Annotated in this window: 16 protein-coding genes; 1 reads left to right on the forward strand and 15 read right to left on the reverse strand. The window is 72.8% G+C overall.

What is annotated here, in order from left to right:
• Positions 1-18: 18 nt before the first annotated feature.
• The 7 genes from ACV530_RS00570 to fmt form a co-directional block, all read right to left on the reverse strand.
• The gene (locus ACV530_RS00570; RefSeq protein WP_494330162.1) at positions 19-1461 is read right to left on the reverse strand and encodes a GuaB1 family IMP dehydrogenase-related protein; all 1443 of its coding nucleotides are present in this window, start codon (positions 1459-1461) and stop codon (positions 19-21) included.
• A 189-nt stretch (positions 1462-1650) separates the two neighbouring features.
• The gene (gene efeB, locus ACV530_RS00575) at positions 1651-2925 is read right to left on the reverse strand and encodes an iron uptake transporter deferrochelatase/peroxidase subunit (protein ID WP_494330163.1); all 1275 of its coding nucleotides are present in this window, start codon (positions 2923-2925) and stop codon (positions 1651-1653) included.
• Between the two features lie 43 nt (positions 2926-2968).
• Positions 2969-5002: an iron uptake transporter permease EfeU gene (efeU, locus tag ACV530_RS00580; protein ID WP_494330164.1), complete on the reverse strand. Its 2034-nt coding sequence runs from the start codon at positions 5000-5002 to the stop codon at positions 2969-2971.
• Between the two features lie 159 nt (positions 5003-5161).
• Positions 5162-6148, reverse strand: coding sequence for a sugar-binding transcriptional regulator (locus tag ACV530_RS00585; protein WP_494330525.1), 987 nt, complete (start codon positions 6146-6148; stop codon positions 5162-5164).
• Positions 6149-6294: 146 nt separating this feature from the next.
• Complete coding sequence (rpe, locus tag ACV530_RS00590) at positions 6295-6981, reverse strand: ribulose-phosphate 3-epimerase (protein WP_494330165.1); 687 nt, start codon at positions 6979-6981, stop codon at positions 6295-6297.
• 50 nt (positions 6982-7031) lie between these two features.
• On the reverse strand, positions 7032-8444 hold the full coding sequence (locus tag ACV530_RS00595; protein ID WP_494330166.1) for an RsmB/NOP family class I SAM-dependent RNA methyltransferase: 1413 nt from the start codon (positions 8442-8444) through the stop codon (positions 7032-7034).
• Positions 8445-8483: 39 nt separating this feature from the next.
• Positions 8484-9419 (reverse strand): methionyl-tRNA formyltransferase, encoded by a 936-nt coding sequence (fmt, locus tag ACV530_RS00600; protein WP_494330167.1) that lies wholly within the window; start codon positions 9417-9419, stop codon positions 8484-8486.
• Positions 9420-9674: 255 nt separating this feature from the next.
• On the opposite strand from fmt, the gene ACV530_RS00605 reads away from it, so the two are divergent.
• Positions 9675-10187 carry a hypothetical protein gene (locus ACV530_RS00605; protein ID WP_494330168.1) on the forward strand — a complete coding sequence of 171 codons (513 nt, stop codon included), beginning with the start codon at positions 9675-9677 and terminating at the stop codon, positions 10185-10187.
• A 100-nt stretch (positions 10188-10287) separates the two neighbouring features.
• Here ACV530_RS00605 and ACV530_RS00610 read toward each other — a convergent pair whose 3' ends face one another.
• The 8 genes from ACV530_RS00610 to ACV530_RS00645 all read right to left on the reverse strand — a co-directional run bounded on the left by ACV530_RS00610 (position 10288) and on the right by ACV530_RS00645 (position 18752).
• On the reverse strand, positions 10288-12444 hold the full coding sequence (locus tag ACV530_RS00610) for a primosomal protein N' (RefSeq protein ID WP_494330169.1): 2157 nt from the start codon (positions 12442-12444) through the stop codon (positions 10288-10290).
• Positions 12445-12536: 92 nt separating this feature from the next.
• Complete coding sequence (gene metK, locus ACV530_RS00615) at positions 12537-13745, reverse strand: methionine adenosyltransferase (protein WP_494330170.1); 1209 nt, start codon at positions 13743-13745, stop codon at positions 12537-12539.
• A 161-nt stretch (positions 13746-13906) separates the two neighbouring features.
• Positions 13907-15109 (reverse strand): bifunctional phosphopantothenoylcysteine decarboxylase/phosphopantothenate--cysteine ligase CoaBC, encoded by a 1203-nt coding sequence (gene coaBC / locus ACV530_RS00620; RefSeq protein ID WP_494330171.1) that lies wholly within the window; start codon positions 15107-15109, stop codon positions 13907-13909.
• Between the two features lie 98 nt (positions 15110-15207).
• Entirely contained in the window at positions 15208-15489 is a 282-nt protein-coding gene (gene rpoZ / locus ACV530_RS00625; protein WP_494330172.1) for a DNA-directed RNA polymerase subunit omega, read from the reverse strand.
• 93 nt (positions 15490-15582) lie between these two features.
• Positions 15583-16173: a guanylate kinase gene (gene gmk, locus ACV530_RS00630; protein WP_494330173.1), complete on the reverse strand. Its 591-nt coding sequence runs from the start codon at positions 16171-16173 to the stop codon at positions 15583-15585.
• Between the two features lie 37 nt (positions 16174-16210).
• Positions 16211-16534, reverse strand: a complete 324-nt coding sequence (locus tag ACV530_RS00635) for an integration host factor (RefSeq protein ID WP_494330174.1) — start codon at positions 16532-16534, stop codon at positions 16211-16213.
• Positions 16535-16782: 248 nt separating this feature from the next.
• A complete protein-coding gene (pyrF, locus tag ACV530_RS00640) occupies positions 16783-17640 on the reverse strand; it encodes an orotidine-5'-phosphate decarboxylase (RefSeq protein ID WP_494330175.1) in 858 nt (285 codons plus the stop codon).
• A complete protein-coding gene (locus ACV530_RS00645; RefSeq protein ID WP_494330176.1) occupies positions 17637-18752 on the reverse strand; it encodes a quinone-dependent dihydroorotate dehydrogenase in 1116 nt (371 codons plus the stop codon). The genes pyrF and ACV530_RS00645 overlap by 4 nt, the downstream gene beginning before the upstream one ends.
• Positions 18753-18766: the final 14 nt, after the last annotated feature.

The raw sequence follows: 18766 nt of genomic DNA on the forward strand, positions 1-18766 counted from the left end.
CTTGTGGGCAGGTGAGGACTACTGCCAGCTGGCGTGCAGCGGCTTGCCCTCGGCGTAGCCGGCGGCGCTCTGGATGCCGACGACGGCACGCTCGTGGAACTCCGCCAGCGAGCCCGCGCCCGCGTAGGTGCAGGACGAGCGGACGCCCGCGATGATCGAGTCGATCAGGTCCTCGACGCCCGGACGGGCCGGGTCGAGGAACATGCGGGAGGTGGAGATGCCCTCCTCGAACAGGCCCTTGCGGGCACGGTCGTAGGCCGACTCCTCGGAGGTGCGGTTGCGCACGGCACGGGCCGAGGCCATGCCGAAGCTCTCCTTGTACAGACGCCCGTCGGCGGTCTGCTGGAGGTCGCCCGGGGACTCGTACGTACCGGCGAACCAGGAGCCGATCATGACGTTGGAGGCACCGGCGGCGAGCGCCATGGCGACGTCGCGCGGGTGACGGACGCCACCGTCGGCCCAGACGTGCTTGCCGTACTTCGCCGCCTCGGCGGCGCACTCGAGCACCGCGGAGAACTGCGGGCGGCCCACGCCGGTCATCATGCGGGTGGTGCACATGGCGCCCGGGCCCACACCGACCTTGATGATGTCCGCGCCGGCCTCGATGAGGTCGCGCACGCCCTCGGCGGCAACGATGTTGCCCGCGACGATCGGGACCTGCGGGTCGAGGGACCGGACGGCCTTGACCGCGGCGATCATGCCCTCCTGGTGACCGTGCGCGGTGTCCACGACGATCGTGTCGGCACCGGCGGCCAGCAGCGCCTTGGCCTTGCCGGCCACGTCGCCGTTGATGCCGACGGCGGCGGCGACGCGCAGCTTGCCGTCCTTGTCGACGGCCGGGGTGTAGAGGGTCGCGCGCAGGGCGCCCTTGCGGGTCAGGATGCCGACCAGCCTGCCGTCCTTGTCGACGGCGGGGGCGAGCTTGCGGTGCGCGGCGTCGAGCTGGTTGAAGGCCTCGCGCGGGTCGATGTCCGCGTCGAGGAGCAGCAGCTCCTTGGACATGACCTCGGACAGCTGGGTGAAGCGGTCCACGCCGGTCAGGTCGTGCTCGGTGACGACGCCGACGGGGCGCTGGTCCTCGTCGACGACGACGCCGGCGCCGTGGGCGCGCTTGGGCAGCAGCGACAGCGCGTCGGCGACGGTCTGGGCCGGGGTGAGCACGATCGGGGTGTCGAGCACGTGGTGACGGCCCTTGACCCAGGAGATGACGTCGGTGATGACCTCGATCGGGATGTCCTGGGGGATGACCACGAGGCCGCCGCGGCGGGCGACCGTCTCGGCCATGCGGCGCCCGGCGATCGCCGTCATGTTGGCGACCACGAGCGGAATGGTGGTGCCCGTACCGTCCGGCGAGGAGAGGTCCACGCCCTGACGGGAGCCGACGGCGGAGCGGCTCGGCACCATGAACACATCGTCGTACGTCAGGTCGTACGGCGGCTTCTGATCGTTAAGGAAACGCATACTGGCTCTCTCACCTGCGATTTTGCGTAACGGAGCGGGTGGGGAGTCAGCTCGAACCAGCACCGGATCGGGCTGAGGTTCCTGGACCCATCATCCACGATGAGGACGGGTCCTGGCGAACCTGTGTCGCATTCTGTGGTTTCGGCCAAGCCGGTGTGTGGCTTCGGCCAAACCCTCCCCGGGCCCGGCTCAGCCCGCCAGCAGGCCCCTGCCGAGCCAGTCGGAGGAGTCCCTGACGCCCGGGAGCGCGAAGAAGTAGCCGCCGCCGGTCGGCGAGATGTAGTCCACCAGCGGCTCGTCGATCAGCCGCTCCTGGGTGGCCTCGAACTGGCGCTTGACGTCCTGCTGGTAGCTGCAGAAGACCAGGCCCATGTCGAGGTTGCCGACGTTGTCGACGCCTCGGTCGTAGTTGTAGCCGCGGCGCAGGATGCGGGAGTCGTCCGTCTTGGCGGTGCGCGGATTGGCCATCCGTATGTGCGCGTTGAGCGGGATGGCCTCGCCCTTGGGGTCCTTGGCGTAGTTCGGGGAGTCGGTCTCCTTGGCCCCGTCCAGCGGTGCCCCGGTGTCCTTGCGCCGGCCGAACATCTTCTCCTGCTCGGTGAGCGAGACCCGGTCCCAGAACTCGACGAGCATGCGGATGATCCGGATCACCTGGTAGCTGCCGCCGACCGCCCAGGAGGGCTCGCCGAGCTTGTCGGTGACCCAGACCAGGCGGTCCATCTCGCGGCCGGAGGCGGTGTCCGGGTTGACGATGCCGTCCTTGAACCCGAGCAGGTTGCGCTGGGCCCCGGCGGGGCGGGGCTTGTTCTGGAAGCCGTCGATGCGCCACTTGATCTGCATCGCGCCCCGGGTGTGGCGGGCGATGTCGCGCAGGGCGTGCAGGACGACGTCCGGCTGTGCGCCGCAGATCTGCAGCGACAGGTCGCCGTGGCACTCGGCGGCCTGGAGGTTGTCGTTGGGGAAGGTCCGCATCGGGGTGAGCAGGCGCGGTCTGGCCTTGGCGAGGCCGAAGCGGTCGTCGAAGAGCGAGGAGCCGACGCCGAGCGTGACGGTGAGCTCGTCGGCGGGCACCGTCGGCCCGAGGATGCCGTTGTCCGACGGCGGGGCCCCGACGCCCAGGTCCACGGGGTCCCCGCCCGAGGTCAGGAGGCGGGCCCGCTCGGTGATCGTCCTGAAGAGATCGGCGAGTTCCTTGCGGTTGTCAGCGATGACGTTGAGCGAGACGAAGGAGGCCGCGGCGGGCTGCGGGGTGAGGATGCCCGCCTGGTTCCCGCCATGGAAGGCGACCTTCTCGCCGCCCTTCTCGTCGTCGGCGGCCGCGGCCTCGGCGGTGCGTACCTGGCCGAGCGCGAAGCCGCCGCCGGCCAGGGCGGCCCCGGCGGCGCCCGCGCCCAGCACCGTCTTGGTGAAGCTCCGGCGGTCGGTGCGGAGGACGCCCTGCGGACGGTCCTGGTCGGCGGTCATGGAGTGGTTCCCTTCGCGGTACAGCGGTGCAACGGTGGTGCGGTCAGGCGGACTTGCGGATCTCGAGGAGATCGGGGATCGGGGCGAGGTCCTCGAGGAGCTTGCCCGTCGCCCCGTTGAGCCTGGCCCGTCCCATGGCGTCGAGCTTGTCGACGGGAGTCCACGTCCCGTCGCGGTGGGCGGCGTCCAGCAGTCCCTGGACGCGGGCGATGTCGTCGTTGACGGTGCCGAGCAGCTTCGGGTCCCGCGCCGCGATCAGCGGGCGGAGCACGTCGAGGAGTTCCCGGGTGCCGGCGAGGTTGGCGTCGGCGGTGGCCAGCGTGGTGCCGCTGCCCTGGTCCGTGTCGCCGGTGAGCTCGAACTGGAGGGTGTTCTCCAGGATCTCGTGGGTGCGCAGCGGCAGGTCCTTGACGTCGAAGTCCTGCTTCGGGAAAGCGCTTTGGAGACCCTCGACGTCCTTGGCGAGCTGCTCCGCGGGGGCGCGCAGGTCATCGGCCGAGGCACCGTGCCACAGCCCGTACTCGACGCGGTGGAAGCCGCTGAAGTCCTTGTCGCGCTCCTTGTCGGGCAGGCCGTCGGCACGCCCGTTGATCTTCTTGTCGAAGTCCTGGAACGTGCCGTAGGCGGCGCCGAGGGAGGAGTAGGTGCGGTGTGCGGTGAGCCAGTCGGTGCGGGCGGCGTCGAGGTCGCCGTCCTTGATGTCGTCGCCGAGCTTGTGCGTCTGCGTGACGAGCGTGGCCAGGCCCTTGCCGACGTAGTCCTTGTACGCGCCCAGCGGCTTGGCCAGGTCGTCCTCGGAGACGGGGGCGACGGCTCTGACGTTGCCGCCGCCGCTGACCCGGACCGGGGTCGAGGTGACGGCCTTGCCTCCGGTGGGCACGCAGCGCCAGGCGTACTGGCCGCTGCCGACGGTGGCGACGAGGTCGCGCGTGGTGCCGGGGGCCAGGCCCTCGATCTCGCCGTAAACGGCGTTGGTCGACGGGTCGACGAGGTAGACCTCGGACGCCTTGTCGCCGGTGTTGTGCATCTGGAAGGTCTGCCGCCCGGGCTCGGGCGCGGTGAAGCCCTTGCCGCACTCCTTCTCCGACACGGCGACGGTCTGGGCGCCGGCGGGCTTGGAACCGCTGAAGGCGACCACGACACCGGCCGTCACGGCGGGCACGGCGACCACGGCCGCGGGTATCAGCCACGCCGGGCGGCGGCGCGAAGCGCTCTCGGCCGCGGCCTCCTGCCGCTCGGCGGGCTGCGGCTCGGGCTTCGCCTTGGGGGTGCGTACGCCCCGTACGAACAGCGTCATCACCACAGCGAGGTAGGCGGCGTAGGCGACGACCTGCAGCCAGGTCATGGCGGGCGTCAGGTTGAACACGCCCTGGACCAGGGTGCTGTACCAGGCCCCGGCGTCGATGTGCCCGCCGAGGTCGAAGGCGAACGCCGTCTTGCCCGGCAGGACGCCGCCTTCCTGGAGGTCGCGCAGGCCGTAGCCGAGGACGCCCGCGGCGATGACGATGAGCACGGCGCCGGTCGCGGTGAAGAACCGGGTGAGGTTGATCTTCAGTACGCGGCGGTAGAGGCCCCAGCACAGCGCCGTCGCGACGACGAGGCCGATCCCCGCGCCGGTCATCGGCCCGGCCGACTCCCCGGCCGCGCGTGCGGTGGTCCACAGGAACAGCGCCGTCTCGAGGCCTTCGCGGCCCACCGCCAGGAAGGAGGTGAGGATCAGCATGCCCGCGCCCATGGCGAGGGCGCTGGTGACCTTCTCCCGGATCTCTCCGGAGAGGTTGCGGGCGGAGCGCCGCATCCAGAAGACCATGGCGGTGACGAAGGCGACGGCGACGACGCTGAGCGCACCGCCGAAGGCCTCCTGGGCCGTGGTGGAGAGCGTCGCGGCGGTGAAGGTGAGCACCGCGCCGAAGCTCATGGCCAGGGCGATGGCGGCCAGGACGCCCGTCCACACCTGCGGCAGCCGGGACTTGGCCTCCGCACGGACGAGGGTGGCGACGAGGATGGAGACGATGAGGCCGGCCTCAAGTCCTTCCCTGAGGCCGATCAGAAAACTCGGAAACGCGTCGTCCCACATATTGTCCTCCCCGCGGGCACGACGGCACGGCTGCCGACGCGACCGTCGGCCGCACTGATAAGCGAAGCCATACCTTAATCAGGTAAGCCTTACCTGTCTACAAAGGTGTAGTCAAAGGTCGCTCATCGGTGTTGACGGGACGTCAGCGGGACGTGTGCCCTACGCGTCGGGGTCGGAACGCTCCAGCGCCGGGCGCGGGCCCGGGCCCGTCTCCCGCAGCAGGTACTCCGCGGCGGCGGTGTCCGTGACCAGGCTGGTGACGAGCCCGGAACGCAGCACCGCGCCGATCGCCTCCGCCTTGCGCTTGCCGCCCGCGATCGCGACGACCTCCGGTATGCGCCGCAACCGGTCGGCCTCCACGGTGATGCAGCGCTCGCCCAGGTCGCGCCCGACGCGGCGGCCGTCGGCGGCGAACAGGTGCGCCGACATCTCGGCGACCGCGCCGAGCGAGGCGTAGTGGGCGCGCTCGTCCTCGGAGAGCATGTCGTAGACGGTGGAGATGCCCGGCTCCCAGGAGCCGATGGAGACGGCCGCGACGGTGACCTTGTCGAAGTAGTCGAAGGCCCGCGCGATGCCCGTCTGGCCGCGCAGCGCCGCCGCGGTGGCCGGGTCGGGCAGCAGCATCGGCGCGTAGATCGGGTGCGCCTCGCCGCCGGAGACCTGCGCCGCCCGGCGGACGGCCTCCACCGAGCCGCGCTCGGCGGTGCCCGCGTCGTACACACCGGTGAGCTGGACCACCGTGCAGGGCGGCAGCCGGTGCAGGGCCGCGGCCATGTGGATGGTCGAGCGGCCCCAGGCGAGACCGAGGACGTCTCCTTCGTGCACCAGCTCGCCGAGCAGGTCGGCGGCCACCTCGCCGAGGTTCTCGGGATCGGGCGCGTCCTCGGCCGCGTCGGCCGGGGACTCGACGACGACCGCGTGCCGCAGACCGTAGCGGGCGCGCAGCGCGTCGGAGCGCTCCGCGTCCAGCTCGGCGGGCACCCGGATCTCGATACGCACCAGGTCGCGCTCCAGCGCCGTCTCCAGGACCCGGGCGACCTTGAAGCGGCTCACCCCGAATTCCTCGGCGATCTGGATCTTCGACTTGCCCTCGAGGTAGAAGCGGCGAGCCATGGCTGCCGCCTGCACCAGCTCGGCGGGCCCCATCGGCGCGGCTGAACGGCCCGTCGACACCACGGTCTCCTCACTTCATGCTTCACGTTGCGGACTCGACCGTCATCCTGTCAGAAACGGCGGTCCTTGATCAGCCCTTGACCTTCTTGCTCAGCAATTCGGGCGAGGGCCGGGTCGGCTCAGTGCCCGCAGGCCCAGGGCGCGGTGGCCGTCGCGGCCTCGGCCCGCTCGCGCAGCGAGCGTACGGCGGCCGCCGGGTCGTCCGTACCGTAAACGGCGGATCCGGCGACGAACACATCGGCGCCCGCCTCGGCGCAGCGCTCGATCGTGGCGGCCGAGACGCCGCCGTCGACCTGGAGCCACAGCTGCAGGCCGTGCCGCGAGATCAGCTCACGGGTGCGGCGGATCTTGGGCAGCGTGATCTCGAGGAACTCCTGGCCGCCGAAGCCGGGCTCGACGGTCATGATGAGCAGCATGTCCAGCTCGGGCAGCAGATCGGCGTAGGGCTCGATCGGCGTCGCGGGCTTGAGCGCCATCGACGCCCGCGCGCCCTTGGCCCGGATCTCGCGCGCGAGGCGCACCGGCGCGGCGGCGGCCTCCGCGTGGAAGGTCACCGACCCGGCGCCCGCCTCGACGTACTGCGGGGCCCAGCGGTCCGGGTCCGCGATCATCAGATGGCAGTCCAGCGGGGTCTCCGTGGCCCGGCTCAGCGACTCGACGACCGGCAGGCCGAGCGTGAGGTTGGGCACGAAGTGGTTGTCCATCACGTCGACGTGGAGCCAGTCGGCGCCCTTCACGGCCTGTGCCTCGTCGGCCAGGCGGGCGAAGTCCGCGCTGAGGATGCTGGGGTTGATCTGGGCACTCATGTCCCCCAGCCTGCCATGCCGCGGACGCCGCGCACGCATCGGGTTTGCCGTCACCCGGTGCGGCGCAGCAGCGCCAGGTACATCGCGTCGGTGCCGTGCATATGCGGCCAGAGCTGGACATCGGGGCCGTCCCCGAGCGCGGGGACCCCGGGCATCAGAGGCCGGGCGTCGATCCACTCGGCCGCGACGCCCTGCTCCTTGAGGACGTCCTCCACGACGGCCCTGGTCTCCGCCGGGTGCGGCGAGCAGGTCGCGTAGCCGACGACCCCGCCGACCCGGACGGCACGCAGCGCCTCGCGCAGCAGGCCGCGCTGGAGCGGGGCGAAGGAGGCCAGGTCCTCCGGGCTGCGCCGCCAGCGGGCCTCGGGGCGGCGGCGCAGCGCGCCCAGCCCGGAGCAGGGCACGTCGACCAGGGCGCGGTCGAAGGTGCCCTCCCGCCATGCCGGGCGGGTGCCGTCGGCGGCGATGACCTGGTACGGGCCGGGGTTGCCGGCCAGGGCGCGCTCGACCAGGCGGGCGCGGTGCGGCTGCCGCTCGGAGGCCAGCAGCGCGGCGCCGCGGCGGGCGGCGAGGGCGCCGAGCAGGGCGGCCTTGCCGCCCGGTCCCGCGCAGCCGTCGAGCCAGCGGCGGTCGGGCCCCTCGAGGGGTGCCGCGGCGAGTGCGAGGGCGACCAGCTGGCTGCCCTCGTCCTGGACGCCCGCCCGGCCCTCGCGCACGGCGTCCAGCGCCCCGGGCTCGCCGCCCTCGGCGAGCCGGACCGCGTACGGCGACCAGCGGCCGGGCAGCGCGCGCTCGTCCAGCAGCTCGTCGACGGTGGCCCGGCCGGGGCGGGCGACGAGGGTGACCTCGGGGCGTTCGTTGTCCGCCTCCAGCAGGTCCTCGATCCCGGCGCGGGGGCCGCCGAGGGCGTCCCACAGGGCGGAGACGATCCAGCGCGGGTGCGAGTGCACGACGGCGAGGTGCTCCTCGGGGTCGTCCTCGTACGGCGGAGCGACTCGTTCCAGCCAGGTGTCGAGATCGTGCGCGGCGATCTTGCGCAGGACGGCGTTGACGAACTTCGCCCGCCCGTCCCCGAGCACGCACCGGGCCAGCTCGACGCTGGCGGAGACCGCCGCGTGGCTGGGGATCCGGGTGCCGAGCAGTTGGTGCGCGCCGAGGCTCAGCACGTCCAGCACGGGCGGGTCCACCTCGCGCAGCGGCCGGTCGACGCAGGACGCGATGACCGCGTCGTACGTGCCCTGGCGGCGCAGGGTCCCGTAGACCAGCTCGGTGGCGAGGGCGGCGTCGCGGTCGTCGAAGCCGCCCTTCTCGCGGGCCTTGCGCAGCAGGGGCGGCAGGACGAGGTTCGCGTAGGCGTCCCGCTCGTCGACGGCCCGCAGCGCCTCGAAGGCGAGGATCCGCACCGGGTCCTTCTTCGGCCGGCGGTGGGGCTTTGCGGGACGGCGGCGGGCCTGGTCGTTCACGAAAGGTGCTCCGGAAGCTGGGGTGCGAAGGGCTTCAGCCTACGCTCCCCCGAGCTCCTCGCCTGCGGCGATGCGCACGCCGCGGGCCCAGTCGGCGGCCTTCATCGGCTTCTTGCCCTGCGGCTGGACCCACAGGAGCTCCACCGCGTGCGAGCCGGTGCCGACGTGGACGCTGTTCTTGCCCGCGGCGACCCCGCCGGGCGCGAGATCGGTGCGGTCGGGGCACAGTGCCACCGACATCACCTTCAGCCGCTCGCCGCGGAAGACCGTCCAGGCGCCGGGCGCGGGGGCGCAGCCGCGGACGACGCGGTCGACGCGCAGCGCGGGGGCGGACCAGTCCAGCCGGGCGTCCTCGACCGTGATCTTCGGGGCGAGCGTGACGCCCTCGGCGGGCTGGGGCACGGCCTTGAGGCTGCCGTCCTCGATGCCGTCCATCGTCGCGGCGAGCAGCCCGGAACCGGCGAAGGCGAGCCTGGTCAGCAGGTCGCCGCTGGTGTCGGTGGGACGGACGTGCTCGGTGAGCACGCCGTAGACGGGTCCGGAATCGAGCCCCTCCTCGATACGGAAGGTGGCGGCACCGGTGATCTCGTCGCCCGCGAGCACCGCGTGCTGCACCGGGGCGGCACCGCGCCAGGCGGGCAGCAGCGAGAAGTGCAGGTTGACCCAGCCGTGCGCGGGGATGTCCAGCGCCGCCTTCGGCAGCAGCGCGCCGTAGGCCACGACCGGGCAGCAGTCGGGGGCGATCTCGCGCAGCCGGGCGAGGAAGTCCTCGTCGCGCGGGCGGGCGGGCTTGAGCACCTCGATGCCCGCCTCCTCGGCGCGCTGGGCCACCGGGCTGGCGACCAGCCGGCGGCCGCGCCCCGCCGGGGCGTCGGGCCGGGTGACGACCGCGACGACCTCGTGGCGGTCGGAGGCGATCAGGGCGTCGAGGGCGGGAACGGCGACCTCGGGGGTACCGGCGAAGACGAGCCTCATGGGTGGCGGACACTACCTCTCAAGCGCCGAGCGGGACGGCGCACCAGTCTAGATGCGGCCCTGCGGTCAAGGGGCGTGCGGGGCACCGTGCGCCTCATTCCGGCGGATGTGCGCCCCCATACCGTGACCCGCCGGGCCGTGGCGCGTTGGGTCAAGAGAGATTGACCGAATCGGGCCGCAACCGCGGCCCGCTTGCATTGCGCGTCAACTCTCTTCCGTACACGCCCCGTTCACGTCGGTCCGAGAGGCTTGTTCATGCCCGACCACGCAACCCACGACGCCCAGGCGAGAGCCAGCCTGCATCTTCTGGTCCGGGACATCGAGCGGGTCCGCCGGCAGGTGGACGCGCTGCGTACCCTGACCGCCCAGCTGGGCAACGTCTACCGCCCGCGCCGTACCGGTCCGTCCGCGGGCTTCGTCGTCTACGGGCGCGCGCCCGCGCCGACCGTGAGGCTGGCGCAGGAACTGCGGGACAGCGTGGAGACGCTGGTCACGGCGGCAGTGGACTTCGACCGTTCGCTGGGCTTCTCGTGGGACGCGGTCGGTTCGGCTCTGGGGGTCACCAAGCAGGCGGTGCACCGGCGTTACGGCGCGCGCAGGGCCAACGGGCAGAGCACGACGGAGAGTCAGCCCCCGGAGACGCCCGCGCCGCTCGCGGCGCAGACCGTGCCGATCGTGCCCGCCGCCCGTTCGGTGCCGGGCCAGCCCTCGGCCGTGCTCCGCGAGGAGCCCCGCCCGTCGGCCTTCCCGGGCCCGCGCAACGGCTGACCCCACGGGTGAACCGCCGTCGGCGGTCCGTCCGTTGAGGGGTGCGCGCGGTGCGGGAGGACGCCCCGAGAGGACCCCGACAGGACACCTCCACTGGCGTTCAGCCGATGTCCAGCGGATCCATCCGCAGCCGCACCGGCTGCCCTTCCCGGCGAGCCAACCGCACCGCCACCGCCGTCTTGAGCGACGCCGCCAGGGCCGCTCCCCTGCCCGGCCGCACCCGCACGAGCGCGCGCTCCCAGTGCTCCCCCGGCGGGGGGTCGCCGGGCCGCCGCGGCCGTCCGGGTTCCGCCACCGGCAGCGCCACGGGCCCGAGCACCTCCGCGTCCTCGGGCAGCTCCGCGAGGGCGAGCAGATCGGCGACGGCCTCCGGCGGGCCGCTGACCGAAGCCATCCGGGACACCGGCGGGAAGCCCAGCTCGGCACGCTCGGACAGCTCGCGCAGCGCATGCCCGGCCGGGTCCCAGCGGACCAGCGCCTGCACCGGCCGGAGCGTCGGCTCGGCCACCACGACCACCGTGCCGCCCTCCTCCTGGCCCCGCACCAGAGCCGCGGCGCCCAGCCAGCGGCGCAGCGCCTCCTCGCCGGCCCGCAGGTCGGGCAGGCCGAGCAGCGCCCAGCCGTCCAGCAGCAGCGCCGCCGCATAGCCGCCCTCGGCGACCGGCTCGGCACCCGGCGTGGAGACGACCAGCGCGGGAGTGCCCGGCACCGTGTCCAGCACATGGTCGCGCCCCGAGGTCCGCACCGGTACGGCCGGGAAGACCCGGCCCAGCTCCTCGGCCGTACGCCGCGCCCCCACGACGCTGGCACGCAGCCGCGCCCCGCCGCACTCCTCGCAGTGCCAGTCGCGCACTCCCCGCCCGCACCAGCCGCAGTGCACCTCGCCGTCGGCGCCGCGCGCCTCCAGGGGCCCGGCGCAGTGGGCGCAGCGCGCCGCTTCGCGGCAGCGCTCGCAGGCGAGGCGGGGTACGTAACCCCGGCGCGGCACCTGGACCAGCACGGGGCCGTGCTGGAGGCCGTCGCGCACGGCCCGCCAGGCGAGCGTCGGCAGCCGGGCGGCGCGCGCGGCCTCGTCCCGCGCGAGGTCACCGTCGCCCACGGTGCGTATGAGGGGGGCCTGGGCGCGCAGCACATCGCGGGGGGCCGTCAGGGGACGTGCCCAGCCCGTCTGCACCAGCTGCGCCGCCTCGACCGTGCAGGAGAAGCCGCCGAGCAGGAACGCCGCCTGCTCGTGCGCCGCGCGCATCAGCAGCACCTCGCGCGCATGCGGCTGGGGGGCGTGCTGCTCGCTGTGGCTGGAGTCGCCGTCGTCCCAGATCGCCGCGAAACCCAGGTCGCGCACCGGCGCGAACATCGCGGCGCGCGTGCCCACGACCGCCCGCACGGAACCGCGGCTGACCGCCAGCCAGCGGCGGTAGCGCTCCTCCGGCCCGGTGTCGGCGGTCAGCAGCACATGCCGCCCCTCGCCGAGCAGTGCGGTCAGGGCCGCGTCGACGCGCGCGGCGGACCGGCCGTCCGGCACGACGATCAGCGCACCCCGCCGCGAGGCGAGCGCGGCGGCGGCGGCCAGCGCCAGCTCCCGCGCCCAGTGCGCCCCGGGCAGGGCCGTCCACACCGCGCGGGGGGAACCGCCCCGGGCCATGGCCTCCAGATAGGCGGGGCCCGTCGGGTACCGGGACCAGCTGCCCGGCTCCGGGGCGCCCGGCGGGGGCAGCGGCTCGGGCGAGGGCTCGGCCTCGATGCGGGCGTGCCGGGGGGGCACGGCCAGTTGCAGCACGTCCGCGAGCGAGCCCGCGTACCGGTCGGCGACGGCGCGGCAGAGTTTCAGCAGCTGCGGGCCGAGCACGGGCTCCGGGGACAGCACCTGGGCGATGGCGGCCAGCGGCCCCTGGTAGTCGGACTCGGCCACCCGCTCGACGATGAAACCGTCGAGCAGCCCGCCGCCCTCGCGGCGCCCGCCGCGCACCTGGCGGGTGCCCGCCCCGAAGCGCACCCGCACCCGGGTGCCCGGGCGGGCGTCGGCGTCGAGCTCGGCGGGCACCGCGTAGTCCCACAGCCGGTCGAGGTGCACGGCGCCCTTGTCCACGAGCACCCGCGCGACCGGCAGCTCCGCCGCCAGCGGCGCCCCCCGCCAGGTGCGCGGCTTGGCACGCGGCACGTCGGCCTTGCGGACGATGTCGCGGATGAGCGCGAGCTGTTCCCCCTGCTCGGTGGGGGGCTCCGTCTCGGGCCGGGGCCGGCCGTTCTCGCTGCTCACGTTCCCAGTCCTACCAGACGGCACTGACAGCGAAGGGCCCCCGCCGGTCGGCGGGGGCCCTTCGCTGTCAGCTGTAAAGCTGCCAGTGGTGTCTACAGACCGACGGCCTTGCGCAGCGCGTCCACCCGGTCCGTGCGCTCCCAGGTGAAGTCGGGCAGCTCGCGGCCGAAGTGGCCGTAGGCGGCGGTCTGGGAGTAGATCGGGCGCAGCAGGTCCAGGTCGCGGATGATCGCGGCCGGGCGGAGGTCGAAGACCTCGCCGATGGCGTGCTCGATCTTCTCGGTGTCGACCGTGTTGGTGCCGAAGGTCTCCACGAACAGACCGACCGGCTCGGCCTTGCCGATCGCGTACGCGACCTGCACCTCGCAGCGCGCGGCCAGACCGGCGGCGACCACGTTCTTCGCGACCCAGCGCATCGCGTACGCGGCGGAGCGGTCGACCTTGGACGGGTCCTTGCCGGAGAAGGCACCGCCGCCGTGGCGGGACATGCCGCCGTAGGTGTCGATGATGATCTTGCGGCCGGTCAGGCCGGCGTCGCCCATCGGGCCGCCGATCTCGAAGCGGCCGGTCGGGTTCACCAGCAGGCGGTAGCCCTCGGTGTCCAGCTTGATGCCGTCCTCGACGAGCTCCTTGAGCACGTGCTCGACGACGAACTCACGGACGTCGGGCGCGAGCAGCGAGTCCAGGTCGATGTCGGACGCGTGCTGCGAGGAGACGACCACGGTGTCGAGGCGGACGGCCTTGTTGCCGTCGTACTCGATGGTGACCTGGGTCTTGCCGTCCGGGCGCAGGTACGGGATGGTCCCGTTCTTGCGGACCTCGGTCAGGCGGCGGGAGAGCCGGTGCGCCAGGTTGATCGGCAGCGGCATCAGCTCGGGCGTCTCGTCGCAGGCGTAGCCGAACATCAGGCCCTGGTCGCCGGCGCCCTGCTTGTCGAGCTCGTCCTCATCGCCCTCGACACGGGTCTCGTAGGCCGTGTCCACACCCTGAGCGATGTCGGGGGACTGGGAGCCGATGGACACCGAGACGCCGCAGGAGGCGCCGTCGAAGCCCTTCTTGGACGAGTCGTAACCGATCTCGAGGATCTTGTTGCGCACCAGCGTGGCGATGGGCGCGTAGGCCTTGGTCGTCACCTCGCCGGCCACGTGGACCAGGCCGGTGGTGATCAGGGTCTCGACGGCGACCCGGGACGTCGGGTCCTCCTTGAGGAGGGCGTCGAGAATGGCGTCGCTGATCTGGTCAGCGATCTTGTCGGGGTGACCCTCGGTCACTGATTCCGAGGTGAACAGGCGGCGGGACACATCGCTCCCTGGGGTTGCAGCGGCTGCTGGCTGAGCATTGACGGATACCGTCCGAGAGCTGCGCTCGGCTCGGATCCAGGGTCAGTTTATCCGGCCCCGGTGCGCTTCGAACATCCGGCTGTGACCGTGTGACGCTCGCCACCCCGCGCCGGACCAGCGCGTCAGGCCAGCCGGCGGGCGACGAGGTCCCACACGACGTCCGCCAGGGCCTCCTTCGGGCCGTGCGGCACCGGGGTCTCGCCCCCGTCGGCGGCCAGCACGACGGCCTCGTTCTCCGTGGACCCGAAGGTCCTGCTCTCCCCCACCTCGTTGACGACGAGCAGGTCACAGCCCTTACGGGCGAGCTTGGCGCGGCCGTTGACGAGGACGTCGTCCGTCTCGGCCGCGAAGCCCACGACGACCTGGCCGGGCCGCGCCCGGTCCGCCGAGAGCTCGGCGAGGACGTCGGGGTTGCGTACCAGCTCGACGGGGGCGGGCTCCTGCCCGTCCCGCTTCTTGATCTTGCCGGTGGCGTAGTGGGCGGGCCGGAAGTCGGCGACGGCGGCGGCCATCACCACGGCATCGGCGTCCGCGGCGGCCTTCAGCACCGCCTCCCGCAGCTGCACGGCCGTGCCGACCCGCACCACGTCCGCGCCGGCCGGGTCCGGCAGGTCGCTGTTGGCCGCGACGAGCGTGACGCGCGCCCCGCGCGCGACGGCGGTACGGGCCAGGGCGTACCCCTGGCGGCCCGAGGAGCGGTTGCCCAGGTAGCGCACCGGGTCGAGCGGCTCGCGGGTGCCGCCCGCGCTGATCACCACGTGCCGGCCCGCGAGGTCCGGGGCCTGCGGGCCACGGGCCAGCACCCGGCGGCAGACCTCGAAGATCTCCTCGGGGTCGGGCAGCCGCCCCTTGCCGGTGTCGACGCCGGTGAGCCGGCCGACGGCGGGCTCGATGACCACGGCGCCCCGGCGGCGGAGCGTCGCGACGTTCTCCTGGGTGGCCGGGTTCTCCCACATCTCGGTGTGCATCGCGGGGGCGAAGACCACCGGGCAGCGGGCGGTGAGCAGCGTGTTGGTCAGCAGGTCGTCGGCGAGGCCGTGCGCGGCCTTCGCGAGCATGTCGGCGGTCGCCGGGGCCACCACGACGAGGGCGGCCTCCTGGCCGATCCGTACGTGGGGCACCTCGTGGACGCTCTCCCACACCTCGGTCGCGGCCGGGTGGCCGGACAGCGCGGACCAGGTCGCCTCGCCGACGAAGTGCAGCGCGGACGCGGTCGGCACGACCCGTACGTCGTGCCCCGACTCGGTGAGGCGGCGCAGCAGCTCGCACGCCTTGTAGGCGGCGATCCCGCCGCTGACCCCCAGGACGACCTTCGGCTTGTCCATCGTTTCGCTTCTCCCCGCGCTTCGCGTGCGTACGCCTCTATGACACACCAAGGGCCCGGCAGCGGTGCTGCCGGGCCCTTGGTGAAGACGGTTTCTGCTCAGTGCGAGTGCGTCGGGGCCGACTCGACGGCCTCGGAGGTCAGCAGACCCGCGTTGATCTCGCGCAGCGCGATGGAGAGCGGCTTCTCGTGGACGTGGGTGTCCACCAGCGGACCGACGTACTCCAGCAGACCCTCGCCGAGCTGCGAGTAGTACGCGTTGATCTGGCGCGCGCGCTTGGCCGCGTAGATCACGAGGCTGTACTTCGAGTCGGTGGCCTCGAGCAGCTCATCAATCGGCGGGTTGATGATGCCCTCGGGCGCGGTGATGGAAGAGGACACTCTCTGCCTTCCGTTGTGATCCAGCTGTTGCGATCCGGCTGAATTATTGCGATCCGGCTGAACTGAATTCGGGATTCTCAGGAAATTCCCAGTTCAACGCAGCAAGGCTAGCAGCTCGCGCGCGACGTCCTCGACGGAGGTGTTCACGAGCGTGGTGTCGAACTCGGACTCGGCCGCCAGCTCGACCCGTGCGGCCCCGAGCCTGCGCTCGATGACCTCGGGCGACTCGGTCCCCCGGCCGGTGAGCCGGCGGACCAGCTCCTCCCAGCTGGGCGGGGCGAGGAAGACCAGCTGCGCGTCCGGCATGGACTCGCGGACCAGGCGGGCGCCCTGGAGGTCGATCTCCAGCAGCACGGGCTCGCCCGCCTCCAGGCGGTCGAGGACCGCCCGGCGCGGCGTGCCGTAGCGGTTGCCGGCGAATTCGGCCCACTCCAGCAGCTCACCGTTGGCGACGAGCTTGTCGAATTGCTCGTCGTCCACGAAGAAGTACTGGACACCCTCCCGCTCGCCGGGGCGCGGCTTGCGGGTGGTGCAGGAAACCGAGAGCCATACCTCGGGGTGGGCCTTGCGCATATGGGCGACGACCGTGCTCTTGCCGACCCCGGAGGGGCCGGAGAGCACGGTCAGCCGCGGACGTCTGGCCGGGGGGACGGGGGACGTCCCCCGGGAGACAGCAGTACTCATGCAGCGATTATCCCGGTTCCCGGGAGTGCCTGAGAACTCAGGCGGCGTTGCTGCCGAACTCCCGCTCCAGAGAAGCGATCTGGTTCGTGCCCAGTCCTCGCACACGACGGCTCTCGGAAATTCCGAGCCGTTCCATGATCTGCTTGGCACGGACCTTGCCCACACCGGGCAGGCTCTCCAGAAGGGCACTGACCTTCATCTTGCCGATGACGTCGTTCTTCTGGCCTTGCTGGATGACCTCGTGCAGCGAGGCGCCGGAGTGCTTGAGCCGATTCTTGACCTCGGCGCGCTCCCGGCGAGCCGCGGCGGCCTTTTCGAGCGCGGCTGCGCGCTGTTCAGGGGTAAGGGGCGGAAGAGCCACGCCTACGTCACCTCGGATGTCGAACTGTCGGATACGGACCGGTGAGGAACCTAGTCGGCCCACACCTGGGGAGCAACGAGCAACGCGCTTGCACGTTCGCTCTTGTCGGAGACTAGCGGCCGATCCCGCTCCAGTCAGCGAGAACAGATGAAAAGTCCTGGTCAGCCTTGCTCGACCAGGACTTTTCCGGACATACCAACCATCAATTTTTCCGTCGGCCCCCTCCGGGAGCCCGGATCACGCCCGGATCACCCCTCCGCGGAGTCCACCGCGGCCCGTACCTCGTCGGCGAACCGGGTGGCGCTCTCGCGCAGCGCGGCCACGTCCGGGCCATTGCGGAGGACGCCCCGGCTGACGTTGGGGACGACGTCGCGGACGGCCGCGCCGAAGACCTTCGGCAGGTCGGCGGCGGTCGCGCCCTGGGCGCCGATGCCGGGGGCGAGCAGGGGGCCGTTGATGGCCAGATCGGCGCGCGCCGCGCCGAGGGTGCCGCCGAGCGTCGCCCCGACGACGGCGCCGTAGGAGCCCATGGGCTCCGCGCCGGCGTTCTCCGCCCGCAGGTGGCCGAGCATGGTCGCCGCGACGCTCGCGCCGTCCGCCCGTACGGCGTGCTGGACCTCGGCGCCCTCGGGGTTGGAGGTGAGCGCGAGGACGAAGACGCCGGTGCCGCTCTCGCGGGCCAGGTCGAGCGCGGGGCGCAGCGAGCCGTAGCCGAGGTACGGGCTCACGGTCACGGCGTCCGAGAACAGCGGCGAGGCGGGGTCGAGGTAGGTCGCGGCGTACGCGGCCATGGTCGAGCCGATGTCGCCGCGCTTGGCGTCCATCAGCACCAGCGCCCCGGCGGCGCGGGCGTCGGCGACGGCCCGCTCGAGGACGGCGACGCCGCGCGAGCCGAACCGCTCGAAGAAGGCGGACTGCGGCTTGAGCACGGCGACGCGGTCGGCCAGCGCCTCCACGACGGTGAACGCGAAGCGCTCCAGGCCCGCGATGTCGTCGCCGAGCCCCCAGTCGGCGAGCAGCGAGGCGTGCGGGTCGATGCCGACGCACAGCGGCCCGCGCTCGTCCATGGCGCGGCGCAGGCGGGCGCCGAACGGTTCGGGGGTCATACGGTCACCTTCCGGTGCTCGGCGCCGACGGCCTCGGCGAGGGTGGCGTACGGGCTGGCGGCCAGCTTCGCGGCCAGGCCCTGGTGGATGCCGCGGCACCAGAAGGGGCCCTCGTAGATGAAGGCGCTGTAGCCCTGGACGAGGGTGGCGCCCGCGAGGACGCGGTCCCAGACGTCGTCGGCGCTCTCCACGCCGCCGACGCCGACGAGGGTGATCCGGTCCCCCACGCGGGCGTACAGACGGCGCAGGACCTCCAGCGAGCGGGTCTTGAGGGGGGCGCCGGAGAGCCCGCCCGCGCCGATGGCCTCGACGGTCCGCTTCGGGGTGACGAGGCCGAGGCCGTCGCGGGCGATGGTGGTGTTGGTGGCGATGATGCCGTCCAGGCCGAGTTCGACGGCGAGGTCGGCGACGGCGTCCACGTCCTCGTCCGCGAGGTCGGGGGCGATCTTCACCAGCAGCGGGACCCGCCGGGTGGTGACCGTGCGGTCGGCGGCCTCGCGGACGGCCGTGAGCAGCGGGCGCAGCTGCTCGGTGGCCTGGAGGTTGCGCAGGCCGGGGGTGTTCGGGGAGGAGACGTTCACGACCAGGTAGTCGGCGTGCTCGGCGAGGCGCTCGGTGGAGGTCACGTAGTCGGCGACGGCCTCCGCCTCGGGGACGATCTTCGTCTTGCCGATGTTGACGCCGACGGTGGTCCGAAAGACGGGGTTGCGCGACGCGAGCCGCTCCGCGACGACGGCGGACCCGTCGTTGTTGAAGCCCATCCGGTTGATCAGCGCACGGTCGGCGACCAGGCGGAACAGCCGCTTCCTGGGGTTGCCCGGCTGGGGCTGGGCGGTGACGGTGCCGACCTCGACGTGGTCGAAGCCGAGCATGGCCATGCCGTCGATGGCGGCGGCGTTCTTGTCGAAGCCGGCGGCGAGGCCGAAGGGGCTGTGCATGCGCAGGCCGAACGCCTCCGTGCGCAGCTCCTTGTGACGCGGTGCGAGGACGGCGGCCACGAAGGTGCGCAGGACGGGGATGCGGGCGACGGCCCGGATCCAGGCGAAGGCCAGGTGGTGGGCCTTCTCCGGGTCCATGCGCTTGAAGATCAGGTCGAAGAAGAGACGGTACATGTCAGGCCTTCCCG

The organism is Streptomyces sp. SX-6, assembly GCF_059089585.1.

What these genes read in the sequence shown, in the direction of transcription:
- rpe (WP_494330165.1), bottom strand. Translation starts at nt 6,981, where the DNA reads ATGAGTGCCCAGATCAACCCCAGCATCCTCAGCGCGGACTTCGCCCGC.
- ACV530_RS00605 (WP_494330168.1), top strand. Translation starts at nt 9,675, where the DNA reads ATGCCCGACCACGCAACCCACGACGCCCAGGCGAGAGCCAGCCTGCAT.
- coaBC (WP_494330171.1), bottom strand. Translation starts at nt 15,109, where the DNA reads ATGGACAAGCCGAAGGTCGTCCTGGGGGTCAGCGGCGGGATCGCCGCC.
- ACV530_RS00645 (WP_494330176.1), bottom strand. Translation starts at nt 18,752, where the DNA reads ATGTACCGTCTCTTCTTCGACCTGATCTTCAAGCGCATGGACCCGGAG.
- pyrF (WP_494330175.1), bottom strand. Translation starts at nt 17,640, where the DNA reads ATGACCCCCGAACCGTTCGGCGCCCGCCTGCGCCGCGCCATGGACGAG.
- fmt (WP_494330167.1), bottom strand. Translation starts at nt 9,419, where the DNA reads ATGAGGCTCGTCTTCGCCGGTACCCCCGAGGTCGCCGTTCCCGCCCTC.
- efeU (WP_494330164.1), bottom strand. Translation starts at nt 5,002, where the DNA reads ATGTGGGACGACGCGTTTCCGAGTTTTCTGATCGGCCTCAGGGAAGGA.
- ACV530_RS00570 (WP_494330162.1), bottom strand. Translation starts at nt 1,461, where the DNA reads ATGCGTTTCCTTAACGATCAGAAGCCGCCGTACGACCTGACGTACGAC.
- gmk (WP_494330173.1), bottom strand. Translation starts at nt 16,173, where the DNA reads ATGAGTACTGCTGTCTCCCGGGGGACGTCCCCCGTCCCCCCGGCCAGA.
- efeB (WP_494330163.1), bottom strand. Translation starts at nt 2,925, where the DNA reads ATGACCGCCGACCAGGACCGTCCGCAGGGCGTCCTCCGCACCGACCGC.
- ACV530_RS00585 (WP_494330525.1), bottom strand. Translation starts at nt 6,148, where the DNA reads ATGGGGCCCGCCGAGCTGGTGCAGGCGGCAGCCATGGCTCGCCGCTTC.